This is a genomic window from candidate division WOR-3 bacterium (genome assembly GCA_039801245.1).
Taxonomy (GTDB): domain Bacteria; phylum Hydrothermota; class Tepidihabitantia; order Tepidihabitantales; family Tepidihabitantaceae; genus JAOABP01.
This window is the reverse complement of record JBDRUF010000027.1, coordinates 1-24,478: the sequence shown is the minus strand read 5'-3', so window position 1 is coordinate 24,478 and position 24,478 is coordinate 1. Positions and strand designations below refer to the sequence as shown.

Sequence of the window (24,478 nt, the reverse complement as noted above, 5' to 3'; positions counted from 1 at the left end):
TGACAACTGGGTCGGTTTGAACCAGCTAAATGAGATTCCGCAAATGGTTGATCCCTGTTGTCAAGAGCAACCACCGGCAAGGGTAATTTCCACACCTTCCCATTATGCCTATATAAAGATTGCCGATGGCTGTGACAACCATTGCAGTTACTGCCTGATTCCCAGGATTCGTGGTCCTTTCCGCTCGCGCAGAATTGAGGAGATTGTTCTTGAGGCTGAAGGACTGGCAGATTTGGGTGTGAAGGAGCTGGTCCTGATTGCTCAGGACACCACCAATTATGGCAAGGACATTTATGGCAGACCCTGCCTGGGCAGGCTTATTGACAGATTGAGCCAGATAAAGGGGATAAGGTGGTTAAGGTTGATGTACGCTTATCCCAAGCACCTTGGGGAGGATGTGATTGAGCAGTTTGGTTCAAATCCGAAACTTTGCCGTTATATTGACCTGCCCATTCAGCACATTGCTGATAAAATTCTTGAGCGGATGAACCGGCATTACCGGCGCAGGGATGTGGAACGGTTACTTGAACGGCTGAAGATGATTCCAGAGATGCACATCAGAACCACAATAATCACCGGCTTTCCAGGTGAGGGTGAAAGGGAGTTTCAGGAGCTGTTTGATTTTATCAAAAGGGTGCAGTTTGACCGGCTTGCCGGGTATGAGTTTTCAAGGGAACCGGAAACAAAGGCGGGCAGGATGCGCGGACAGGTTGTGCCCGAGTTGAGAAGGGAAAGGCTGCAGGCGATTATGCGGGCGCAGGCAGAAATCTCAAGGGCGAAACTGGGGAGTCTGATTGGCAGAAGGCTATTGGTCCTTGCTGATTTTCCTAATGAGGGTAGGACCGAATGGGATGCGCCTGAGATTGATGGCAGGGTCGTTATTAAAGAGAGAGTCAAGCCTGGAGGTTTTGTCCGCCTGCTGATAAAGGATGCCACAGTTCACGACCTTGTTGCCTGATTGACAATGGGGCGGCATTTAATACAATCAATATGTGAAAGAGAAAAAGGGCATTGCGGTTCTGGCATCGGGTCGGGGCACAAACTTTGAGGCGCTTGCCAAAGCCTGCCAGGAGCCTGACTTTCCCGCAGAGATTCGGGTCTTGATTGTTAATGTGCCAGATGCGCCGGTTCTTTCCCGGGCAGAGGCATTTGGAATTCCGGCGGTTGTAATTGACCATCGCCAGTTTCCCAAGCGGGCGCTGTTTGAAGAGGAGGTTATCAGAGCGCTTGAGCCCTATAATATCAAACTTGTCTGCCTTGCCGGTTTCAACCGGATTCTCTCCTCCCGTTTTCTTGAGCGCTTTCCTTTGCAGATTATGAACATCCACCCTTCGCTTTTGCCCGCTTTTGCCGGTCTGCAGGGGCTGGAGGTGCACAAGGCGGTGATAAACTACGGGGTAAAGGTTACCGGCTGCACGGTTCACTTTGTTACCGGTGATGTGGATGCCGGTCCTATTATTGTGCAGCGGGCAGTTGCGGTGCGGGATGATGATACACCTGAGGTGCTTGCCTTGCGGGTTCTGGTGGAGGAGCATCAGGCATATCCTGAGGCGGTCAGGCTTTTCTGCGAGGGGCGCTTAAAGATTGAGGGGCGCCGGGTCTTAATCCGTTCCTGATGAATGGCAGGCTCCAGGTTGCGGTTGTTGGCTGCGGGGTGCAGGCGCAACTTGCCCTGATTCCCGCCTTAATTGCAAATCCATCAATTGAACTGGTGGCTCTCTGCGACACCGATGTGCGCAAACTTCATCTTTTATCTGCCCGCTACAATATCAAACGGTATTATACCGATTTTGACCGGCTGAAGGAGGACCCGGAGGTCAATGCGGTTGTCATCGCCACGCCCAATTACCTGCATGCCCCGATGGCAATGGCGGCAATGGAGAATGGCAAGGATGTCTTGTGCGAAATGCCTTTAGCGGTCAATGCCTCAGAGGCAGAAGAGATTTTACGAACCGCGCAAAGGACACGGCGAAGGCTAATGCCCTGTCTGGTAACAAGGTTGAGAGCGGATGTCAAGGTTGTGAGAAGGTATGTGGAGGACAAGGGGTTGGGTCAGCTCTATTATGCCAAGACCGGCTGGTTGCGCGGGAGAAATGCCTGGTCCCCATCAACCTGGCAAAAGGAGTTGCGTTATGCTGGTGGTGGTGCCTTTCTTGTTTTGGGGACCGCGCTCTTGGACTCGGCATTGTGGCTGGTGATGCCGGCAAAGCCGGTTTCGGTTATCGGGGTGGCGGCAAAAAGGGTTGGTGAAGGAATGGTTGAGGATACCGCATTTGCCCTGATAAGGTTTGACTCAGGTCTGGTTCTGACCATTGAGGTGGGCTGGAGCCTTCTGATGGAAAGGGATTTTGTCTATTTCAATCTTTTTGGGACCCATGGTGCGGCACTGCTTAACCCCTTAACCATAAATAAGGAAGTCCAGGGCAGATTGGTTAATATCACGCCACAGTTGCCCAGCAAGGGCTTGCACCGGGAGGCATATAAAAGGCTGATTGAACTCTGGGTTGATTCGCTGTTGCGTGATGTTCCGCCTGATGTCTCGGTTGGGGATGCCATCTTGATAAACCGGATTGTTGATGCATTTTATCGGTCCAATGCCAGCGGTTCTGAGGTGAAATTGGGTTAAGGGATGAGGGCAGAGGCAAGCAGGCGCAAGAAGGTCTTGTGGCTCTTTCTTGCGGGTCTTGCTCTCGGCTTTGCCTTCGCTCCGTTTTCCCTGCGCTTTCTGTCATTTTTTGCGCTCGTGCCCCTTTTCTGGGTTGTTGAAAATTCGCGACGGGTATTTTTCTGGGGATGGCTTTTTGGCTTCTTTGCCGCCGGTTTTCATCTCTGGTGGCTCTGGTTTTTGGTTGTTCCGGTTGAGCCGATAACAAGACTCTTATTGAACCTTGGGGTGGTCCTTCTTTTCGGCTATTTAGGTCTCTATTTTGGTCTTTTCGCCTATCTGGTGCGCAAGATTGGGTTCTGGTCAGCCCCATTGATTTTACCAATCTTAGAGTTTGTGAAGTCAAGGACCCAGATTGGTTTTCCCTGGGATTTGCTCGGGGTTTCCCTGACACCCTGGACGGTTTTTATTCAGGGGGCGGCACTGGGCGGTGTTTTTATCCTCTCTGCCTGGCTGGTTCTTGTCAATCTCTTAATCTACCGGCTGATTTTTAGAAAAAATAGGACTGGTTATTTAATCGGGCTGGTCTTGGCTTTTTTAGTTCCACTCTGTTACGGGCTTTTAAGGATTAAGGAAAATAAGCCCTGGTTTGAGGTGGCAATTGTTCAGCCCAATGTCTCACCCCTTGACAAAGGCGACTGGAATTCAAGGGCGCGGATTCAGGCGGATTTGCTTAGGCTGACAAAAGAGGCGCAGGGGTCCAAGCCCGATCTGGTGATTTTTCCTGAAACTGCAACCCTTGTTGACATCACCCATTCAACCGAGATGGGTCCGGCATTGCACCGGCTCTGCGACTCACTTAATATTGAAATCTTTACCGGGACCCCGATTTATGATGACGGGCATCGCACCTGGCATAACGGTGCGGTTCTTATTAAGCCGGGAGAGGACACAATCAAAGAGCGCTATTACAAGTTGCGACTGGTCCCCTTCTCGGAAAAGATCCCCTATTCTGATGAGCTGCCGATAATCAGAAAACTAATCGGGACCGCGGATATGGGCAATTGGGACCGGGGCTGGAACTATACAGTTTTCCAGTCAAGGGTTGGCAAACTTTCCGGGCTCATCTGTTTTGAGGCGATATTTCCTGACCTTGCCCGGGAGTTTGTGCGCCGGGGTTCAAGGCTCTTGGTGGTTGTTACCAATGATGGCTGGTTCGGCAGGTTGCCCGGCGCTTATCAGCATGCGGAACTGGCGGTGATGCGCACGGTTGAGAATGGTGTGCCGATGGTCCGTTCTGCGAATAACGGAATTTCCTTTATCGTTGACCCTTATGGCAGGGTGTTAAAGAAGACCAGGCTCTTTGAGCAGACCGTCTTATCAGGGACGGTGCCAGAGTCTTTAAACCCGACCCCTTATCGCCGGTATGGTGACTGGCTGGTTTTGATTTACCCATCCCTTTTGATTCTTGGGGTCATACTGCGACGCATATTGACAATTATTTTTTCCGGGTTATAATAGATAAAAAGGAGGTAGGTATGAAAAGGCTGATGGTTGTGTTGGTGCCTGCAATCTGTCTGGGCATCTATGATATGGAGTGGTTTGACCTCAACAACTGGAAATGCCCATTCTACAATGACGCCCGCTGGGGGATTGATATCACCATCGGCACGGGCGCACCGGGAGGCTCCTGGCCCCAGCCTTTAAAAAACTTCTATATCTTTGGCGCTGGACCCTGGATTGGCACGATTATCGGTAACGACACCCTGGTTACAATTGGCTACAACCCGAACACCGGCCAAACCGAGATGTTTCCGGCGCTCTGCCGGTACTGGCGTCAACCGCCTGACTCTGCAGACCGCATCTACAAATATCCGGGCGACTGGCCACCGCCGCTCTCCCGTTTTCCAATGGCACCCCAGGAGTCCCGCTCAGAGATGGACCTATGGACAACCTTTTCCGACTCTAACCCTAATCTCCATATTGAACCGGGCAGACCCTTAGGGATTGACATCTATCTGACGATTTACGGCTTTAACGATGCCAATGCCAGGGACTTCTTCTTCCTTAAATATGAACTTGCCAACGCCTCGGGCGCGGAGTTGAATCAGCTCTATTTCGGAATGGTGGTTGATGCCGATATTGGCGATTACAGCGATGATATGGCTGGTTTGATCCTTAACAAACAGTTTATAGTTGGCTCGGACACATTCACGGTGAAAAACACCGCCTTCTTTTATGACTATGACAACACCGAATATCCTGGTCAAAGTTGGGAATCTGGGACACCGGGTGCAATCGCAATCAGGCTTCTGCGTGCCCCGGAAGCAAGAGACTTGAGCGCATTCAAGCGTTTCTCCATTGAGATTGATCCAGTAACCGACCCGGAGCAGTATCTGACCTTGAAGGGCTATAATTACAATACCGGGGAATACGAACCCTTTGACTCCATTGACCCCGGACCTGCTGACAAGCGCGGGCTTTTAGGCATCGGTCCATTTAACCTCAAGCCGGATTCGGTTTTAACATTTTATTTTGCGGTGATCGCCGCACCCTATGGGGATTCTGGTCAAGGTCCGTCCGGTCGGGACACAACCGAACTTGCCCTGCGCTCTTGGTGGGCAGAGCGGTTCTTGGAGCGAATCCTTGCGGTTCAAGAGCCCCAGCCGGTAACTCAACCCGCTGTTTTTGTTTATCCCAACCCCTGCCGTTTAGGAGCGCCGCTATTTATTAATGGGGCTGATGATGTCCGCATCTATGACATTCAGGGCAGGCTCGTAAATGAGTTGCAAGGCAAAGGGAAGGTGTGGGATGGCAAAGATTTTCAAGGCAGACGGGTTGCTGCTGGTGTTTACTTTGTGCGCACAGGTAAGGAGGAAAACGGGCATACTGAAACCAAGGTTCTTTTGATAAATAGGTAAACACCCTCTCCGCTTACCTCTGTATAGTAAGGGGTGGGGAGACACCGTTAAAGCGATTTTAAGTTACATTTTATAAATGGGTTAGATGTTTTAAGTCGGGTTGTTGCCCCATTTTGGAGGTATGCCGGGGGCATGCCCCGGGGCTATCGGGAGGTTGGTCTTTTCAGGTGGAGGGGCTCTTTGCCTTCTGGAGGTAAATCAGGCGGAGCTGGGTTAGGACCTCTTCAATGAGTTCGGTCTCCTCTTTTGTCCGGTTGCCCTCGGTCTTCTGTTTGAGGATTTCAATTGTATCAATGGCGTGGCGGGCAAGGGGCAGGTTGGGCTCGGTTTTCTCGCTTTCCGGGGTGATGGGGTTGCCAAGATAGGCAAGCGCGGTGGCGGTAAGGCTTAAAATCAGGGTGCTGAGGGAGGCAGGTATTTCCTCAGGTGTTATCTGTTCAGTCATAGTTTAATAGGGTTTTGATGTGGACAACCCTGCCATTTTCAAGGTAGATGCGCGGGACACGGGGGCTGACCCGGCAGATGATTTCATAGGGAATGGTCTCGGCAAGGAGGGCAAGTTCGTTGGCGCAGATGGTTTTGCCGTCAGCAGAACCTAAAAGGGTGACGGTGTCACCCAGTTTTGCCTGAGGGATGTCGGTGACATCAATCATTGTCAAGTCCATTGAGACATTGCCCACCACCGGCGCCCTTTTTCCGTAAAGGAGGCAGTAGCCTTTATTTGTTAATGAGTAGGGGTAGCCATCACCATACCCAACCGAGATGACCGCAATGCGGGAGGGGCGGGTGGTGAAATAGGACCTTTCATAACTGATTGATGTGCCAGGAGGAAAGTTGCGCAAGTTGACAATGCGGGAGCGCAGGCTCATCACCGGTTTGAGGTTTAACTGGGCGCGGCGGTGCCCAAGGTGATAGGATAGGGGTAGGATACCATAAAGCATCAGTCCTGGGCGAACCATATCAAGGTGCGCCTCCGGGATGTTGAGGCAGCCGGCGGAGTTGGCGGCATGGCTGATAAAACCTTTGATGCCGTTTGCCGCCAGGGTGGCTAAGAGGCGGTTGAACTCCTCAACCTGTTGCCGGGTGAAGTTGATGTCGGTGTCAGCAGCGGGAAAATGGGTAAAGATGCCGGCAAGCCTGATGCCCGGTAGTTTTGTTATCTCGGTGATGAATTCCAGCGCCTCGCTGAGGGAAACCCCGGTCCTACCCATACCGGTATCAACCTCAATGTGGACCGGGATCTCACTTGAGCGGCGCTGCGCCTCAAGGGCAAGGCTTTTGGCAAAGTTGATTTCGGTGACGGTGGGGATGAGGTTATTTTCAAAAAGTTCCGGAATCGCCTTTTCCGGAGTTGGCGAGAGGATGAGAACCGGTGTTTCATCCACACCCGCACGCCGGCAGCTAACCCCTTCTTCTACGCTGGCAACCCCAAATGCGTCAACCAGTTGGTGACTGGCAATGGCGACCTCCCGCAAGCCATGACCGTAGGCATCTGCCTTAATGGCAAAGAGTATGCGCCGGTCTCCAAGGGAGCGCCGGACCTCGGTGATGTTGTGTTTCAGGGCATCAAGGTCTATCTCTGCCCAGACACGGCCATAATTCATCTGCAAGATATTAGAGGAGTTAAAACCGGTGTCAAATGATGATGCTTCTTGACTATTGTATAGACGCAGGTTAGAATAACAACACTATGGAGACTACAGATTGCAAAGCGAATGACCGCGGTGTGCTTTTAGTGCTTTTTGGGCCACCCGGCTCAGGGAAAGGCACCCAGGCGGAGCTGCTTTCAAGCCGGTTGGGCTTTGTCCATTACTCAACTGGCGAGGTGTTCCGCGACCATATTAAGAGGAAAAGCCCGCTGGGTTTGAAGGTGGAGAGCTATGTTGCCGCGGGTGGCTTGGTCCCGGACGAGATTGTCCTGGAGGTGGTTGATGATTTTGTGCGCAAAAATCTGGCTCAACCCATTGTCTTTGACGGCTTTCCCAGAACCGTGCCGCAGGCAGAAGGGCTTGACAGGCTCCTAAGGGGGCTCGGCCGGGAGTTGACCTTTGCGGTCCTGATTGATCTTGACGATGATGAGGTGGTAAGGAGGCTTTCCAGCAGGCGCCAGTGCGCAAACTGCGGAAAGATTTACAACCTGACATTTAGCCCGCCGAAAAGGGATGGGGTTTGCGATGATTGTGGTGGAGAACTCTATCAGCGCGCCGATGACCGGGAGGAGACGATTCGGGCGCGGCTTGCGGTTTATAAAAAGGAGACAAAACCGCTGGTTGATTATTACCAGCAGAGGGGCAAGATGGTATGCCTAAATGGCGGTTTGGGCAGGGACAGGGTATTTGAGGAGTTGGTCGGTCTGATTGGGCGGAAATGAATAATGGCGCTTTACATCAAAAGCGAGAGGGAGATAGCGGGGATAAAAAGGGCGGGCAGGGTTGTTGCCGGGGTTTTGCGGTTGGTGGCAGAGCGGGTTGGACCCGGGGTGAGTTTAAGGGAATTGGAGGGTTTTTGCGTGGAGTACATCCGCCGCCACAAGGCGGTGCCCACATTTTTGGGTTATCGGGGTTTTCCTGCGGCGGTGTGCATAAGTGTTAATGAGGAGGTGGTGCATGGCATACCAGATTCCCGGGTGCTCAGGGAGGGTGATATTGTGAAGGTTGATGTGGGTGTGACCAAGGATGGGTTTATTGCGGATGGGGCAAGGACATTTGCGGTGGGCAGGGTTTTACCGGAGGTGGAGCGGCTGATAAGTGCGACCGAGGAGGCGTTTAAGGAGGGGCTTAAATACGCCCGTGCCGGTAACAGGGTTGGAGATATCAGTGCGGCAATTCAGCGGTATGTGGAAAGCAAGGGTTTTTCGGTTGTCCGGGAGTTGCATGGACACGGGGTGGGGATTGAGTTGCACGAGGAGCCATCAATACCCAATTTTGGCTCGCCCGGCAAGGGCAGAAAATTGGCAAGCGGGATGACGCTGGCAATTGAGCCGATGGTGAATATGGGCTCTTTTGAGGTGCAGACGCTCAAAAACGGCTGGACCGTGGTTGCGGCTGATGGCAAGCCTTCTGCCCATTATGAGAACACAATCTTAGTGACCGATGGCGAGCCGGTTATATTGACAGTAGAGGAAGATTAGTATGGGTAAGAAGGATATGATTCAGGTTGAAGGGGTGGTTACCGAATCCTTGCCCAATGCCACCTTTCGAGTCCAACTGGACTCAGGACATATTGTCCTTGCCCATATCTCTGGCAGGATGAGGATGAACTGGATAAGGATTCTGCCCGGCGACAGGGTCACAGTAGAGCTTTCACCTTATGACCTGACTCGGGGCAGGATTGTGTACCGGTTCAGGTAAAGAAAGGGGTTTTAATGAAGGTGCGTTCTTCGGTAAAGAAAAGATGCGCCCATTGCGTGGTGGTGAAGCGCAAGGGGGTTGTTCGGGTAATCTGCAAGAAAGAGCCGAGGCACAACCAGCGCCAGGGATAAGTGGCTAAATTTATTTTTATTTCTGGCGGTGTGGTCTCCTCTTTGGGTAAGGGAATCGCCACCGCATCAATCGGGCTGCTGTTAAAGAGTCGGGGACTTAAGGTGATGCCCCTGAAATTTGACCCTTATATCAATGTGGACCCCGGTACGATGAGCCCGTTTCAGCACGGCGAGGTTTTTGTTACCGATGATGGTGCAGAGACCGACCTTGATTTAGGACATTATGAGCGGTTCATCGGTAGAGACCTGACCAGGGACAACAACCTGACCGCAGGTCAAATCTATTCCTCGGTAATTGAGAAGGAAAGGCGTGGTGAATTTTTGGGCAGGACAATTCAGGTTGTGCCCCACATTACCGCAGAGATCAAGGAGCGCATAAGAAAAGTTGCCCGGGGTCAGGATGTTGTCTTGACCGAGATTGGCGGCACGGTCGGCGACATTGAAGGGCTGCCCTTTTTAGAGGCGGCAAGGCAGTTTGCAATTGAGGCTGGTAGGGAAAATGTGCTCTACATTCATCTTACCCTGGTACCGTTTATCCGCAGCGCCGGCGAGTTCAAGACCAAGCCGACCCAGCATTCGGTGAACAAGCTGCGGGAAATCGGGATTCAGCCGGATATCCTCTTATGCCGGGCAGAAAGGGCTCTTCCAAAGGAGGCGAAGGAGAAGATTGCGTTATTCTGCAATGTCCGACCTGAGGCGGTGATTGAGGCGATTGACGTGGAAAATATCTATAGAATCCCGTTGATATTCCAGCGCCAAGGGCTTGACAGTCTTATAATACGGCTCTTAAGGATTAAAGGGAAAACCGGGCAAGACCTTTCAGGGTGGCGGGGGTTTGTGGAGAGACAGGAAAAGGCGAAGGAGACTTTAAGGATTGGCTTATGCGGCAAGTATGTGCAGCTGCACGACGCCTACAAATCGGTTATTGAGGCGGTTCATCACGCCGCTACCGCGGTGGGCGTGAGACCAGAAATTGAGTTTATCGAAGCGGAGGAGATTGAGCGAGGACGGATACCAGTTGCAGAAATGTTTAAAAACCTTGGGGGCATAATCGTCCCGGGTGGGTTTGGCGTTAGGGGGATGGAGGGAAAGATGGCGGCAATCACCTATTGCCGAAAGCAGGGTATGCCATTTTTAGGGCTGTGTGTGGGGATGCAGGTCGCGGTCATTGAGTTTGCCCGCAATGTGTGCGGTCTTGAGGGAGCCAACTCCACTGAGTTTAACCCTAAGACGCGGTATCCGGTTATCTATTCGCTGCCCAGCCAGCGCGGCACCAGGCGGAAAGGCGGAACGATGAGGCTGGGCGCTTATCCGTGCGTGTTAGCACCAAACACTAGGGCTTATCGCTCTTATCGCCGTCACCTTGTTTATGAGCGTCACCGGCACCGTTACGAACTCAACAACCGGTTTCTTCCCCTATTTCAAAAGGCAGGACTTATCCCTTCAGGTGTGTCTCCCGACGGCAAACTTGTGGAGATAATTGAACTTAAAGACCATCCCTTTTTTGTTGCCACCCAGTTCCATCCTGAGTTCAAATCCCGCCCGCTTTCACCCCATCCCCTGTTTGTAGGATTTATCCGGGCGAGTTATGATTTTGCTCGGTCTTGCGCTGGTTTTCATACGGGCACTTCCCATTGAGCCAGCGCTTCTCCTTGCTCGCCTGATTACCGTTTGTTATCTTGCCCTGCGCAAGGACTACCGGGAGGAGATTCGGCGGAATTACCAGTTGCTTCTGGGTAGGCCCCCCCCACTATTCTGGGTGCGGAATGGGTGGCGGGTGGGCAGAAACCTCGGTTTGATGGCACAGATTGGGACCAAGAGAGGAACAAAAATTGTTGACAGCGCAGTGGTTTACAGGGAAAATAATAATGATGGAGAGCGGTTGGAACAGAATTTGCATATGATAATGGCATCGTTTCATTTTGGTCTCTGGGAGTTTTTACCGCAGATATTTGCACGGAGGGGTTATGATGTTGGGGTGTTAGCCTCGAGACAGCGAGACGGCGTAATTGATAGGCTTATTCAGCACATCAGAAAAAATTGGGAGGTTAAATATATTCACTCGCTAAAGGGTTTAATTTTCAGGTTATCGCGTCCGGGGATAACCGGGTTTATGCTTGATAATACCACAAGAGGGGCGCAGACAATAATTGAAATAGAAAATGGGGGTTTCCTGCGTCTTCCCATCTTGGCGTTTAAATTAGCCGCAAGAATAAAGACAAAAGTAATACCGGTATTTTGCTATTTTTCTGGTGGTAGATTAAGGGTAAAAATGTTCCCTGAGGGTGATGGGGGTGCGGCGGTTGACGCCCTGGTGAGGATGGTAAAGGAGAGACCTGAGGAATGGGTTTTCTGGGCAAAATCAGGGGCGCTAACAAGATGAACAAGGCCGCTATTCTCTTCGCCTTTTATCTTCTGCTTCTCCCTGGGTGCCGGCAGGAAAGGGTGGCATTTTCTCCGGATGTCCTGCCCAGTCAGGTCATTTTGGACCTCACCCTTGATGAGTCAATGAGCGGCAGGCGGCTTTGGACCCTTTACGCCTCCCGGGCGGTTGTCTGGGAAAAAGATAACCGGATTGATGTTGATACCATCAAGATTGTCTTTTATGATGAAAACGGTGCGCCTTATTCTCAGCTTAACGCGGATTGTGGGAGGGTTTTCACCCGCACCGAGGACCTTGTTGCCCGAGGCAATGTCCGGGTAACTACTTCTGACAGCACCACCCTTTTAACCGACTCCCTTGCCTGGGACAACTCCAGGCGCATTGTCCATACCGATGCGGACATTACCATCAGAACGCTTAAGGGAACTATTTGGGGCAAAGGGCTCGTTTCTGATGCCAGCCTGGAGAGGATTGAGATTAAAAGTGAGGTTCGGGGCAGCGCCGATTATGATTTCCATCACTAAACTTATCCGTTTTCTCTCTCTCGGATTGGTTTTATTCAATTGTTCTATTGCTGCGGAGATTTATGCGCGGAAAATGGAAATTCTCAGAGTGCCATCTGGTCAGGCAACCCAGTTCAGGGACTCGGTTGTCATTCAGGATGGCGGCACTACCATCACCTGCCAGCGGGCGTTGGTCTCGGAGTCGCAGTCAAAGGCGTTTCTCGCTGGTTCGGTTATCATTCAGACACCTGAGGTGCGGGTTGAGTCGGATTCGGTAGAATATGACCTGGGGCGCCGCCGCGCCTACATCCTGGCGTATCCTGAAAAAAGGGTGCTGGTCAGGCAGGAGTCCCTGGTAATCTCAGCGCCGGAGATTGAATATCTCCTTTCTGATGCGCAGGTGCAGGCACCTCGGGGTCTGGAATTGAAGAACATATCCGGTCTCTTTAACCTCACCGGGAGCAAAGGAACCTACAATCTGAGTGAACGGAGCGGAGTCATTGACTCGATACCAGTTTTGGTATTTAAGTCAGACAGGGAAGAACCGGTGGTTATTACCGCGAAAAGGATGGAGTGGTTGGGACTTAAGTCATTGGTCAAGGCATCAGGTTCTGTTAGTGTGGCTTCGGGTGAGGGGCAAATTACTGCTGATAGCGCACTTTTCTACACGGAGCGCGATTCCGGTGTTGCTTGGGGAAATCCGCTGGTGCAGGACGGCTCGGGAATGGCAAAGTCGGATACGCTCGTTTTTTTGGTTCATAACCGGACGTTAAGCCGCATTATCTTCATTGGAGATGCAGAGGGTCGGTATTGCACTGGAGGTGGTGACACTGTGATGGTAAAAGGGAATGAGCTCACGCTCTCTCTTGCGGACGGGAAAATCACACAGATTGGTGTGGCAAATTTATATTCAGGGCAACTTATCCGCTCAGCGCCGAAAAGCGATGGTCTTAGGCAATGAAACTCTTTGCTGAGAATTTAACAAAGAAATATGGGGGCAGACCGGTCGTGAATGGGTTGACCCTGGAGCTCCGTCCTCAAGAGGTTGTTGGGCTTTTGGGACCAAACGGCGCAGGCAAGACCACCACCTTTCATATGATTGCAGGGTTTATCCAACCTGATGCCGGGAGGATATTTCTTGATGGCATAGAGATTACCGATATGCCGGTTTACAAACGGGCACGCCTGGGTTTGGGCTATCTCTCGCAAGAACCTTCGGTTTTCCGCAAACTTACAGTTGAGCAGAACATGCGGGCAGTCCTTGAGATGCTTTCTGTCCCCCGTTCCCAGCAGGATAGAACGATTGAAGAACTTTTAGACAAACTTAACATTCGGCATCTGCGACACCAGCGCGCCGGTACCCTCTCCGGTGGTGAACGGCGCCGGGTGGAACTGGCCCGGGCGCTTGCCTGTAAGCCGTCGCTTCTTTTGCTTGACGAACCGTTTACTGGTGTTGACCCGCTTGTTCGCCAGGAAATTCAGGACATCATTCGGCGCCTGCGCGAGGAGGGTTTGGCAATCCTTGTTACGGACCACAACGTCCGCGAAACCCTGGAGATTACCGACCGCGCCTATTTGATGTTTGATGCTCGGATTCTCTTTTCCGGAACATCAAAGGAACTGGTTCAGGATGAAAAGGCAAGACAGCTCTATTTAGGTGAGAGGTTTCGGATATGAACCTCGAACAGCGAATAGAACACCGTCTTGAACAGAAGCTGACCCCCCAGTTAATCCTCAACCTCAAGCTCCTTTCCCTCCCCTTGCAAGAACTAAAACAGACAATTGAACAGGAACTGCAATTAAACCCCGTCCTTGAAGAGGCGGAAGAACCATCTGTGGAAGAGGAGGCGTCGGATGAGACTCTAACCTCTCTTCTCTCCGAAAGCGACCTGCAGGCGTCCTCTGATGAATTTACCCCTTCGGAACTACTTCCCTCTGACTCCGATGATGCAATCTTCATCTCTACTTCCCAAAGTGGAGAAGTCCCTGCGCTCGGGCCAGGTTTTGACGAGGAGACCCTTTCCTTTAGCTCGGGGCAGGCTCTTCGGGAATCTCTCCTTCCGAAACTACTTGCCGAACTCCCATTGGAAGATGCCCCAGTAGCAGAACAGGTCTTGGATTACCTTGACGATGACGGTCGCCTCATTCTGTCCGAACAGGAGCTCCTTGATACCCTCAAAGTTAAAGAAGACCAGTTGCAGCGTATCCTCAAAACGCTTCGCAGGCTTCCACCAGGCGGCATCGGCTGCTCAACAACGCGAGAGGTTCTCTTGATGCAACTTCAGCTCCACGGCGTGCCGCCTGATAGTGTAGAATACCGGTTGGTTAGTGAGGGCTGGGAGATGTTATTAGAGGGTCAATATAGCAAACTTGCGCAACTTCTCCAGGGGTCTCAACACCAGGTTCAGGAGGCTCTCAAGAGATTGAAAAAAGTCCCCCTTGACCCAAGACCGGGGCGATATTTTCTTAACACACCAACTACTTATATCAGTCCAGAATTCTCCATTGAATGGCAGGGCGAGCGGTTAGCGGCAATTTCTCAGGATGACCCCATCCCTCGCATCCGGATAGCAAAGCGCTACCGCGAGATCCTTCAGAATCCCAAGGCTTATCCCCCGGAGGAGGTCAACTTCGCCCGGCAAAAGGTGAAGAACGCCCTGATGCTATTAAAGGCTATTGAATCCCGCAGGCGGCTTATGCGGCGGCTTGTGGAATTGATACTTCAAACTCAGCAGGAGTTCTTTCTCCATGGAGGAAAGTTTTTAAAACCGGCAACCCTAAAAGAGGCAGCCAGGCAGTTGGGTGTCAGCCCCTCAACCCTCTCAAGGGCGATTGCGGGCAAATACATCGAGACCCATTTTGGCATATTTCCGCTAAAATACTTCTTCAAAACCGGGAAAGCGGGACGGGCGCGCACCGGTATTAAAGAAAGGATTAAGGAGATAATTGAGAGCGAAGACAAAACCTCTCCCATCAGCGATGAGGAGCTATGCACCCAACTTGGTAAGGAGGGTATGGAGATTTCTCGGCGCACTGTTGCAAAATATCGCACAGAACTTGGTATACCACCAGCGGCACTACGACGGAGGGCAGATTGAATCGGGATAAGCTCTTTTCTACCTCTACCTATCGAATGGGTAAGATATGCATTATGTAATTGGCACCGCCGGGCATATTGACCACGGCAAAAGTGCGCTGGTAAAGGCGCTCACGGGAACCGACCCGGACCGGCTCAAAGAGGAAAAGGAAAGGGGGATGACAACCGATTTGGGCTTTGCCTTTTTGGGTGATACGATTACGATAATTGATGTGCCCGGACATGAAAGGTTTGTCCGGCATATGCTTGCGGGTGCGAGCACTATTGACCTGGTGATGCTGGTGGTGGCAGCGGATGATGGAGTGATGCCTCAGACAAAAGAGCATTTTGAAATCTGCCGGCTCCTTGGAATCAAAAAGGGTCTGGTGGTAATTAACAAAATTGACCTGGTGGATAAGGACATCTTAGAGATGGTTCGTTATGATGTGGCACAACTTGTCCGGGGTTCATTTCTTGAAAATGCCCCAGTTCTTGAGGTTTCTGCCAAAACCGGCGTCGGGATACCAGAGTTAAAAGCTGTTATTCAACAACTCGTGCGCAGTATCGAACCAAAGCCGGACAAGGGTGTTTTTCGGATGCCGATTGATCGGTGCTTTCTGATAAAGGGGTTTGGCACCGTAGTTGCTGGAACCATTCTTTCCGGGCGTTGTAGTGTCGGGGACCGTTTGGAAATTTTGCCTCAAGGGGTTATTGTGCGGGTGCGGGGGATCCAGCGCCACAATCAGTCGGTCAAGACTGCGGTTGTGGGTGAAAGGGCGGCGGTTAACATTCAGGGTATTGAACAGGACAAAGTCTTCAGGGGAAATGTCCTCATAACCCCTAATTCCTATCATCCCACTACCATTATAAATGCCTCACTATACCTTCTTAAAGAGACCCCACACCCATTAAAAAATATGAGCCGAGTCCATCTCCACCTTGGCACTGCCGAAACAATGTGCCGCGTCTGGCTCTTGGATACAAAAGAATTAACTCCAGGTTCAGAAGCGCTTGTTCAACTCCGAACTGAAGAACCCTTGGTATGCGACTACAACGACCGCTTTGTTATCAGACACTACTCACCTCTCATCACGATTGGCGGTGGGGTCGTTCTTGAACCCTATGCAAAAAAGGAACGCAGATTTGATGAGAGCCTTATCCACCGTCTTCAGGTATTAAAAACCGGCAAAAAGGAGGCTTTGCTCGAGGAGTTTATCCTCAAGGCAGGGTTCAATGTCAAAACTGTCTCCCACCTGGCGCAGGAACTTGCAATTACAGAAGAGGAGGCTCGGGGGATGGTGGACTCCCTTATCCAGGAGGGCAAACTCCGATTAAAAGATTATGAAGGGAGGTATTATATCATCCACGAACAGACAATCGCTACCGCTAAGGATGCTGTTCGTGCTATTCTCAGTGAATATCACCAGCAAAACCCCCTCCGCATGGGTATAAAACAGCCGGAATTGCGCGTCCGTCTTGGGAATATGCCTCCTATTCTTTTGGAGACGGTCTTGAGTGAGCTAAGTTCCACCGGCGAGATTCTCATAGAGGCGGAGCGGGTTAGGCTGAAGGAGCATCGTCTGAAGTTGAGTGCAGAAGAAGAGGAGCTTTATAATAGGGTAGCGGGCCTTTTCTTTAATGGGAAATGGAACCCGCCTGATATTGAGGCTATTTTGACTAACAGGGAGAAGGCGCTATTTGCTCGGGTCCGCATTGCGCTTCTTGAATCCGGGGTTCTCGTCGATATTGGTGATGGGATTTTAATGCATTCCCAGGCGCTTCAATCTGCCGAGCAGGTGTTAAAGGATATGTTTAAAACACAGCCGGAGGTAACCGCATCCCAATACCGTCAGGCTTTAGGCACAACTCGTAAGATTGTTATACCACTCCTCAACTACTTTGATAGAATTGGATTAACCCAGCGCAAGGGTGATGTTCGTGTCCTTAGGCGTAAATAAAAAGGAGCAATATGGCAAGACGAGGAATTTTGGCAACGGTAACCTGTGCGGGTTGAGCGTCAAAGTTAAGTAAGGCGCAGTTGGCGCAGGCTTTGACAGGAATTTTACAGCCGGAAGACCCGCGGCTTTTGGTTGGAATAAATACCGCTGACGATGCCGGGGTATTCCTTTTGAGAGATGACTTGGCATTGGTTCAGACTGTTGACCTTTTGACACCAATGGTTGAGGAGCCTTATACCTTTGGCAGGATTGCAGCGACAAACTCCCTTTCTGATGTTTATGCGATGGGCGGGCAGCCGCTAACCGCACTCAACATTGTTGGTTTCCCCGCGCCGATGGACAAGGCGATTTTGCGGGAGATTCTGCGCGGGGCTCAGGATGCGGTTAAAGAGGCTGGGGCGGTGGTGGTGGGTGGGCACACATTCAACGAGAAGGAGGTTAAGTTTGGGCTGGCAGTTACGGGCATAATCAATCCAAAGAAAATTATTACCAATGCCGGGGCAAGGGTGGGTGATGTTTTGGTTTTGACCAAGCCTTTAGGGACAGGGGTGTTTGCCCAGATGATGATGCAGGAAGACCCTATTGATGAGGAGTTTTATCAGGCAGCGGTGAATTCAATGATGCAATCCAACCGGATAGCCTCGGAGATAATGATAGAGTGCCAGGCATCTGCTTGTACCGACATCACCGGGTACGGGCTCTTGGGTCATACCCAGGAACTGGCTGAGGCTTCAGCAAAAAGGGTTAAAATCTTTGCTCAAGAGGTGCCGATATTGCCTAAGGCACAGGAGCTTTCTAAAAGGCTGATCGACCCTGGTGTTTTGATGAATGAAAACTCCTTTGGCACCCAGGTGGAGTGGCAGGGGGATGTGCCGGAGGAGATAAAAAATATTTTATGGGAGTCTGAGAGTTCAGGCGGTCTGTTAGTCTGTTTGAGCCCAGCCAATGCCCAGCGGTTTATTTCCCTTGCTCAAGAAAGGCAGATTCCTGCCAAACTAATTGGTGAGGTGATAGAAGGGACAAGAGGAACAATTGAGGTGGTCTGGTGAAATTTTATTCCTGCTTTGATTTAAATTCCTTAGGCTTAAAGCGGTTATAAAAATATGTTCTGGCACGAACTGGGCAAGAGTCTGCAGGAGCAGTTCTTTGATGGGCACAGGTTTGTTACCTACGCCCGTAGCTTTATCAATGTCATCTTGGTAATTGTGGTTGCGTGGCTGGTCACCAGGCTGTTCAATATTATAATTCGGGGGCTTTTGCGTTCCAAAAGACCTGGACGGTTTCGCACGGTGATGCCTTTGGTCCAGAGTCTTTTTGGTTATGTTGTGCTGGTGATAGCGTTGATAATGGTATTGAGGGTCATTGGTGTTGATTACAAGGCAATTCTTGCCGGTGCCGGGGTTTTGGGACTGGCGATAGGCTTTGGTGCCCAGACATTGGTCAAAGATTTTATTTCTGGTTTCTTCACTCTATTTGAAGGGGCGATTGCGGTTGGAGATTATATCACCACCCCTGTGGTTGAAGGGGTTGTGGAAAAAATCGGTTTACGGACAACCCAGGTGCGGGCTTTTGATGGAACGCTCTGGACGATTCCCAATGGTGAACTGACCTCCTTTGGCAACAGGAGCCGGGAATTTATGCGGGCGATTGTTACTTTTGATGTTGCCTACGAGCAGAACCCAGAAAGGGCGATGGCGGTGGCTCAGGAGGCTGCGCTTTTGTGGTATGAGGAGAATAAAGCGCGTTGCCTGGAACCGCCGCTGGTTCAAGGTCTTATCAACTTTGGCGATTCTGGAATGGGTGTGAGAATTGTCTGCAAGGTTAAGCCGATGGAGCAGTGGCAAGCGGAGCGGGAGTTACGGATGCGGCTGAAGAGGGCGTTTGATCAGGCGGGCGTGGAGATTCCGTTCCCGCGACGGGTGATTTACCAAAGATAGGTTTTTAACTTAACCCTTTTCCGGTGGAACAGGGTTGGTGACGACAACTAAGGCGGCGGTTATTACCCCGGAGCGGTCCCTCAACGCTTCAAAACAGACAGCGGAATTAGGGAGATGGGGCAGGATTTCACACTCCTGCTTGCTCCCTGCGCCGGAAAGGATTTGTTCTAAGTGGGGGACAAAGTCAACCAACTGCGGGAATTCCCTTAATGACTTGCCCGTGGCTTCAGCAAGACCAACACCCAGTAAAGGCTCTATAGCGGGGTTTGCGTAGATGATTCTTTGGGACCGGTCCACAATGAGCACACCCTCATTGATACTTTTGGCAAGGAGCCGAAAACGGCGGTCAAGTTCAAGGATTTGATTTGCCTTGCGTTCATCAAAGTCCCTGAGCCGGGCAAAAACCCGGTTGAGTTGTCTTGCCAGTTCGCCCAGCTCATCATTGGAGTTGATTGTGACCCTGATGTTCAAATCGCCCTGTTCAGCCCGGGTGAGGGCGAGGGCGATGCGTTTGATGGGCAGGATAATGGCATTAGGCAGGCGGATGATGAAATAGACTAAAAGAGCGGTAAAGATGATGATGGCGGTGATGATGTTGCGCTGGCCCCAGACATAGAGGCGGTTGACCCGGGATTTGCGTTCGGCGATGCGCTCGTTTGCCCTTTTGGTGATTTCCTCAGCGTTTTTAACAATTTCAGCACTAATCCCTTCTATACGCTCGTAAAACCCTATCTGCAACCCACCTATCAACTCCCTGATTTCAATCTCTTCACCCAACCTATTGGCGATGTTTAAGAGCGATTCGGTCAAGGCGGGGTCAGGGGCGTTGCGCGCCTGTTCCAAAATCTGGTTTCGTTCCTGGCGCAGTTTGCTGATTTCGGGCTTGGGTTGTGGCTTTGAGCGTAAAGTTGGGACGCTACCAAGTGAATCCAGTAACTCCCGGTAGACCTGAAGGCTGAAAATCAGCGAGTCAAACCGGTTTTTCAAAGCGGGGTCAAGCCGGCGGCTCTTTTCCGCGGTCAGCGTTACCTGGTCTAAGACAATTCGGGCCGCGGTTAGATAGATGGTGTCCTGGGAGAGAAGGTAGTTCCTTTCGGAATTCCGTACATCAAGGAAGTTGTGAATTATTGTATTGCCCACGCGCAAAAGTTCGGCATCAGACTCTGCTAAGACGGTGGTAAGGCTGTTCATCTGGCTCACATAGTAAAGGGCAAGAAACGCCACCGGCAGGACCAGGATTGCCGACAGCAGCATCGCCCAGGCGATACGGTTACGGATTCTGCCCTTTGCTCTTGTGGTCATAATATTATACCGAAGAGGCTCTAAGCCGACCTTGTGATGCCCTGTGCCAGGCGCTCAATATCCTCATCCTTGCCCACAACCACCAAGATGTCGTCCTGCTCAATGATGTCATCAGGACCGGGCAGGTCGTTAATCTGCTCGGTGAAACTTGACTCACCCTCAGGGGTGATGACCGGCACCTTCTTCTTTATCGCGATGATATTCACCCGAAAGCGGCGCCGGACATCAACCTGTTCCAGCCTTTTCCCAATCATAAACTGGGGGGCACGCATCTCCACAAGACTGTGATTTGATGCCAAGGGAATCTGCTCTAAGAGGTCGGGGGTCAAAAGGCTTTTGGCTAACTGGTCAGCCATCTGCTCCTCAATCAAAATGATTCGGTCCGCACCAACATCCTTGAGGATGCGGGCATAAAGGGAGGAGGCGGCGCGCGCAATCACCTGACCCGCACCCAGACGCTTTAAGATTGATGTGGTGATGATTGCCGTCTCCATCCTTTCCCCCATCGCCACAATCACCGCATCAACATCCAACACCCCTGACTTTGCCAGCGCCTCCTCATCGGTGGCGTCCAGGCAAAGCGCCTGGGTGACATCATCCTTAATCTCCTCCACCCTTTTCGGGTCAGAGTCAATCGCAATCACCTCTGCACCCTTTTCCATCAGGGCTCTTGCGACCCGTGCACCAAATGTGCCCAAACCAATCACCGCAAACTGTTTCATATCTTTCCTCCTTTAGCCGACGATAACCCGGGCAGATGGGTAAGCGACAAGCGAACGCTCACGCGGTGCCGCCATTGCGAGGGTAAGGGTTAAAGGTCCGATTCTACCGACAAACATCAGAATGATTATGGACAGCTTTCCTATGTAATTCAAGTTCGGTGTGATCCCGCAGGATAGCCCGACCGTGCCGAAGGCGGAAACGGTCTCAAACAGGAGCCATTCAAAACGTTGGCTCTGGGTCACCAGTAGTAGGGTAAAACAGGCGGCACAGACAGCCAAACTAAGGGCGACAATTGCGGTTGCCCGGTAAACAACCTCCTTGGGGATGAAACGGTTGCCAAAGGTAATCTCCTCCTCACCCCTTAACCTGGACCGCACCGCTAAAAGGATCACCGCAATGGTCGTGGTCTTGATGCCGCCACCGGTTCCACCTGGAGATGCGCCGATGAACATCAAAATTGCCCAGAGAAAGAGTGTTACCGGCCTCAAGAGGTTGATGGCAACGGTGTTAAAGCCAGCGGTGCGGGCGGTAACCGCCTGAAACAGGCTGGAAAGCAGCCTCGTGCCGATGGAGAGGTTGTTAAGCGCATTGTCATACTCAAGGAAAAAGAAAACAATGGTGCCGACACCGATGAGAAGAGAGGTCGCCCAAAGAACCAATCGGGCATGGATGCTCAGGCGCCTCAATGTTTTGCGCGGGGTCTGAAAAATGGTGTAGCGGTTGAAAAGTTCATTCACAACCGGAAAGCCCAAGCCACCCAACACAATCAGACCGATAATGGAGAGGTTGGTGATAACATCAGACTGAAACCGGACAAATGAGTCGGAAAACAGGGAAAAGCCGGCATTGCAGAAGGCGGAGACCGAATGGAATATGGCAAAGTAGAGCGCCTGCCCAGGACTGGGCAGAACAAAAAGCCAGCGGAGAAAGAGCACAAGGACGCCCAGAGCCTCGGCAAGAAATGTAAAGAGGAAAATGTAGCGAACCAGGCGGGCGATATCAACCTCCCTTGTCTCCTCAATCAAATCAGCCATGGTTTTGCGCTCGGTTAAGCCCAGACGCTGTCCCAAAACCACAATTAGACTGGTGTAAAATGTCATTATCCCCAACCCTCCCAACTGGATGAGCGCAAGAATCACCATTTGACCGAAACGGGAGAAGTAGGTGCCGGTGTCCTTGACAATAAGTCCGGTTACGCAGGTTGCCGAGGTGGCGGTAAAGAGGGCGGTTAAAAGGTCCGCACCCCTGCCATCAACGGTGGCGGCAGGGAATGTTAAGAGGATGGTGCCGGCAACAATCAGAATCAAAAAGCTTAAGGCAAGCATGCGCACCGGTCGCTGCCTGAGGTTGCCGAAAAAACGGGCGGAAAAACCGGCACGGGAAAGCCGGGATGAGAGGGAAACAGCCTGATAGACCAGGAGTAAGGGAAAGGTAAAGCGCCGGATGATGAGGGTGATGACAATCAGGGCGGCAATAATTGTGTCAAATATCCTCTTTGGCTTGGATACCACGAGAACCGGTTGAACAACTCTCTTAAGAGCAATCTCAGCGACGGTGCCGATGCCCGCAATAAATATTAGCCACCTTATCAAAACCGGCACAAAAGGGGAAATGGAAAGCCGGTAACCCTCAAAAATGACAATCAGGGCTAAGCCAAAAAGGACAAGACCTGATATGAACCAGGAAAGGGTGTTAACCCAGGCTGGTGCCGGGCGGGTGGTTTTGATGATGCGAAATCTCTTAAACAACATAAAATCAATATGTTAAATAAAAGAAAAATACAAAGAAAAAGGGACAATACCGGTTGCTCATAGGGGGTAATCAGGTCTTTTGCGTTTTCATTTCTTGGTGTAATTATAGCAAAAATTTTTCCGCTGGCAAGGTCATAGCAAAAAAAGCAAGCCCAGACCCGCACCGAGCCCTAAAACCCCGCCGAAGAGAAATGGCGCCTTTGGACCGAAAAGGCTCCAGAGTCCGCCGGCAATTAGGGATGCGGGTAAAAGACCGATGCCGGTCAGGGTGGCGTGCAGACCGATGAATGTTGCCCTTTGGTTTTCTGGAGAGATGTCGGCAACAAGCGACTTTTCCAAGCCCTCGGTCAGGGCGCTGTAAAGCCCGTAAACCCCAAAGAGAAGCCAGGCAATGGTTGGGCTCTTTTGCGGGTTTAAAAGGGCAAAGCCAAAATAGACCGCTGAGTAGACAAGATAGCCCACAACAAGCGGTCCTTTTTTGCCGATGCGGTCTGAAAGCCTGCCGCAGGGATAGGAGAAAATCGCATAGGTGATGTTATACAAAAGATAGAGAAAGAGGATGTTTATGGTTGTCCAGCCTAAGTTTCTCATCCTTAATAAGAGAAAGCCGTTTGAGGAGTTTCCCAAGGCAAAGATGCCGACAATGATAAGAAACGAGCGCAGTTTTGGTGAGAGGTTTTTGAACCCGAATTTTGGCAGGTGAGAGGCGGTGGTCTTTGCCCAGGTCTCACGGGCAAAGAAGAGAATCACAACACCAAGAAAGGCAGGGATAAGGGAGAAAAGAAAAATTCGCTGATAGCCGGCACGGTCCAAATTTCTGCCAAGGTTTGAGATAATGATGATGGCGAGAATGACCCCGATGCAGGCGCCAATGGTGTCAAAAGCCCGGTGAAGCCCGAACGCCCTGCCGCGTTTGCCAGAAACGCTTGAGTCGGCAATCAAGGCATCACGCGGTGCCACCCTGATGCCCTTGCCGATGCGGTCAATCATCCTGCCGAAAAAGACAAATGTCCAGTTCTGGGAGAGGTAAAGAAACAGTTTGCCTAAGGTTGAGCCGGCATAGCCCAGGATGGCGATGGGCTTTCTCTTTTTAAACCGGTCAGAGATTGCACCGGAAAACACCTTTAACAGTGATGCCGAACTTTCGGCAAAACCCTCAATCAAGCCCAAAATCGCGGGCTGTGCGCCCAGCGAGGCAAGATAAAGCGGGATAAGCGGATAGACCATCTCGGTGGAGATGTCTGTTAAAAGGCTGGTGATGCCGGTTATCAGGATATTAATCATTTTCAGTGAGTATATAAACAGCAGGTATAAAAGTCAAAATGCAGAGAAAATGACATAGTAGACAAACACCCAGACCTGATTTCCTTTTCAAATTCAGGACACAATCTCAATTAGAGCCAAAAACGGTAAGGGCAGGGGTAGTGGTGGGGGGAACGAGCCCTTTTAACTATGAACTAAAAACTATGAACTCATTAACCAATTGCCAATGCGTGCCTTATATCAGCTCCTGCCCCATTTCTACGAAATCCCCTGTTAATTCCTCCAAAATTTCGGCTCTAAATGATAGGGGGCGAATGGCTGAAGGTTCATTGCTTGACAAATTAAATTTACAAACTAAAGTTATGAAAGCAGATGGATGTAATGTTATCAGAAGCCGATACAAAGGCAAAATTTATTGACCCGATTTTACACCAGAAGGGCTGGACTGAGGATTTAATCCGGCGCGAGGAAAGACCCGGCGGGGTTGAGGTGATTGATGGTAAGCCCAGACGAAAGAGTCGGGGCAGGACCGATTACATTTTGCGCATCCGTGTCAATATCACCAGTCAACCCAT

General features: G+C 51.1%; 24 protein-coding genes and 1 pseudogene. 19 read left to right on the top strand and 6 right to left on the bottom strand.

Features of this window, described 5'->3' with window-relative positions:
- The 5 genes from ABIK47_05065 to ABIK47_05045 all read left to right on the top strand — a co-directional run.
- Positions 1-958: MiaB/RimO family radical SAM methylthiotransferase (locus ABIK47_05065; GenBank protein ID MEO0019991.1), on the top strand; the 958-nt coding region annotated here is incomplete at its 5' end.
- A 34-nt stretch (positions 959-992) separates the two neighbouring features.
- A complete protein-coding gene (gene purN, locus ABIK47_05060; GenBank protein ID MEO0019990.1) occupies positions 993-1,616 on the top strand; it encodes a phosphoribosylglycinamide formyltransferase in 624 nt (207 codons plus the stop codon).
- Positions 1,616-2,626 carry a Gfo/Idh/MocA family oxidoreductase gene (locus ABIK47_05055; GenBank protein MEO0019989.1) on the top strand — a complete coding sequence of 337 codons (1,011 nt, stop codon included), beginning with the start codon at positions 1,616-1,618 and terminating at the stop codon, positions 2,624-2,626. Before purN ends, ABIK47_05055 begins: the two co-directional genes overlap by 1 nt.
- A 3-nt stretch (positions 2,627-2,629) precedes the next feature.
- A complete protein-coding gene (gene lnt, locus ABIK47_05050; protein MEO0019988.1) occupies positions 2,630-4,123 on the top strand; it encodes an apolipoprotein N-acyltransferase in 1,494 nt (497 codons plus the stop codon).
- A gap of 20 nt (positions 4,124-4,143) precedes the next feature.
- The gene (locus tag ABIK47_05045; GenBank protein MEO0019987.1) at positions 4,144-5,526 is read left to right on the top strand and encodes a T9SS type A sorting domain-containing protein; all 1,383 of its coding nucleotides are present in this window, start codon (positions 4,144-4,146) and stop codon (positions 5,524-5,526) included.
- Between the two features lie 163 nt (positions 5,527-5,689).
- Here the strand turns inward: ABIK47_05045 and ABIK47_05040 are convergent, their stop codons facing one another.
- Together ABIK47_05040 and alr are read right to left on the bottom strand one after the other, a co-directional pair.
- Positions 5,690-5,971 carry a DUF1844 domain-containing protein gene (locus tag ABIK47_05040; GenBank protein MEO0019986.1) on the bottom strand — a complete coding sequence of 94 codons (282 nt, stop codon included), beginning with the start codon at positions 5,969-5,971 and terminating at the stop codon, positions 5,690-5,692.
- Positions 5,964-7,130: an alanine racemase gene (gene alr / locus ABIK47_05035; GenBank protein MEO0019985.1), complete on the bottom strand. Its 1,167-nt coding sequence runs from the start codon at positions 7,128-7,130 to the stop codon at positions 5,964-5,966. The genes ABIK47_05040 and alr overlap by 8 nt, the downstream gene beginning before the upstream one ends.
- Positions 7,131-7,216: 86 nt before the next feature.
- Between alr and ABIK47_05030 the strand changes: the two genes are divergently transcribed.
- The 13 genes and pseudogenes from ABIK47_05030 to ABIK47_04970 all read left to right on the top strand — a co-directional run bounded on the left by ABIK47_05030 (position 7,217) and on the right by ABIK47_04970 (position 18,864).
- Complete coding sequence (locus ABIK47_05030) at positions 7,217-7,897, top strand: adenylate kinase (protein ID MEO0019984.1); 681 nt, start codon at positions 7,217-7,219, stop codon at positions 7,895-7,897.
- Between the two features lie 3 nt (positions 7,898-7,900).
- Positions 7,901-8,656 (top strand): type I methionyl aminopeptidase, encoded by a 756-nt coding sequence (map, locus tag ABIK47_05025; protein MEO0019983.1) that lies wholly within the window; start codon positions 7,901-7,903, stop codon positions 8,654-8,656.
- A 1-nt stretch (position 8,657) separates the two neighbouring features.
- Positions 8,658-8,876 (top strand): translation initiation factor IF-1, encoded by a 219-nt coding sequence (infA, locus tag ABIK47_05020; protein MEO0019982.1) that lies wholly within the window; start codon positions 8,658-8,660, stop codon positions 8,874-8,876.
- Positions 8,877-8,890: 14 nt separating this feature from the next.
- Positions 8,891-9,007 carry a 50S ribosomal protein L36 gene (gene rpmJ, locus ABIK47_05015; GenBank protein MEO0019981.1) on the top strand — a complete coding sequence of 39 codons (117 nt, stop codon included), beginning with the start codon at positions 8,891-8,893 and terminating at the stop codon, positions 9,005-9,007.
- Positions 9,008-10,645, top strand: coding sequence for a CTP synthase (locus ABIK47_05010; GenBank protein ID MEO0019980.1), 1,638 nt, complete (start codon positions 9,008-9,010; stop codon positions 10,643-10,645).
- Positions 10,596-11,390, top strand: coding sequence for a hypothetical protein (locus tag ABIK47_05005; GenBank protein MEO0019979.1), 795 nt, complete (start codon positions 10,596-10,598; stop codon positions 11,388-11,390). The genes ABIK47_05010 and ABIK47_05005 overlap by 50 nt, the downstream gene beginning before the upstream one ends.
- A complete protein-coding gene (gene lptC / locus ABIK47_05000) occupies positions 11,387-11,914 on the top strand; it encodes an LPS export ABC transporter periplasmic protein LptC (protein ID MEO0019978.1) in 528 nt (175 codons plus the stop codon). The genes ABIK47_05005 and lptC overlap by 4 nt, the downstream gene beginning before the upstream one ends.
- Positions 11,862-12,854: a hypothetical protein gene (locus ABIK47_04995; protein MEO0019977.1), complete on the top strand. Its 993-nt coding sequence runs from the start codon at positions 11,862-11,864 to the stop codon at positions 12,852-12,854. Before lptC ends, ABIK47_04995 begins: the two co-directional genes overlap by 53 nt.
- Positions 12,851-13,570 (top strand): LPS export ABC transporter ATP-binding protein, encoded by a 720-nt coding sequence (gene lptB / locus ABIK47_04990; GenBank protein ID MEO0019976.1) that lies wholly within the window; start codon positions 12,851-12,853, stop codon positions 13,568-13,570. The genes ABIK47_04995 and lptB overlap by 4 nt, the downstream gene beginning before the upstream one ends.
- On the top strand, positions 13,567-14,991 hold the full coding sequence (gene rpoN, locus ABIK47_04985; protein MEO0019975.1) for an RNA polymerase factor sigma-54: 1,425 nt from the start codon (positions 13,567-13,569) through the stop codon (positions 14,989-14,991). The genes lptB and rpoN overlap by 4 nt, the downstream gene beginning before the upstream one ends.
- Before the next feature lie 46 nt (positions 14,992-15,037).
- A complete protein-coding gene (selB, locus tag ABIK47_04980; protein ID MEO0019974.1) occupies positions 15,038-16,927 on the top strand; it encodes a selenocysteine-specific translation elongation factor in 1,890 nt (629 codons plus the stop codon).
- A 71-nt stretch (positions 16,928-16,998) separates the two neighbouring features.
- Positions 16,999-17,976 (top strand): annotated as a pseudogene (selD, locus tag ABIK47_04975) (selenide, water dikinase SelD).
- Between the two features lie 54 nt (positions 17,977-18,030).
- On the top strand, positions 18,031-18,864 hold the full coding sequence (locus ABIK47_04970) for a mechanosensitive ion channel family protein (protein MEO0019973.1): 834 nt from the start codon (positions 18,031-18,033) through the stop codon (positions 18,862-18,864).
- A gap of 9 nt (positions 18,865-18,873) precedes the next feature.
- Here ABIK47_04970 and ABIK47_04965 read toward each other — a convergent pair whose 3' ends face one another.
- The 4 genes from ABIK47_04965 to ABIK47_04950 all read right to left on the bottom strand — a co-directional run bounded on the left by ABIK47_04965 (position 18,874) and on the right by ABIK47_04950 (position 23,924).
- A complete protein-coding gene (locus ABIK47_04965) occupies positions 18,874-20,166 on the bottom strand; it encodes a HAMP domain-containing protein (protein ID MEO0019972.1) in 1,293 nt (430 codons plus the stop codon).
- 20 nt (positions 20,167-20,186) lie between these two features.
- Entirely contained in the window at positions 20,187-20,888 is a 702-nt protein-coding gene (locus tag ABIK47_04960) for a TrkA family potassium uptake protein (protein MEO0019971.1), read from the bottom strand.
- 12 nt (positions 20,889-20,900) lie between these two features.
- Positions 20,901-22,640, bottom strand: a complete 1,740-nt coding sequence (locus ABIK47_04955; GenBank protein MEO0019970.1) for a TrkH family potassium uptake protein — start codon at positions 22,638-22,640, stop codon at positions 20,901-20,903.
- Positions 22,641-22,772: 132 nt separating this feature from the next.
- Positions 22,773-23,924, bottom strand: a complete 1,152-nt coding sequence (locus ABIK47_04950) for an MFS transporter (protein MEO0019969.1) — start codon at positions 23,922-23,924, stop codon at positions 22,773-22,775.
- 351 nt (positions 23,925-24,275) lie between these two features.
- On the opposite strand from ABIK47_04950, the gene ABIK47_04945 reads away from it, so the two are divergent.
- Positions 24,276-24,478 (top strand): hypothetical protein (locus ABIK47_04945; GenBank protein MEO0019968.1); only part of this gene is annotated, 203 nt, incomplete at its 3' end.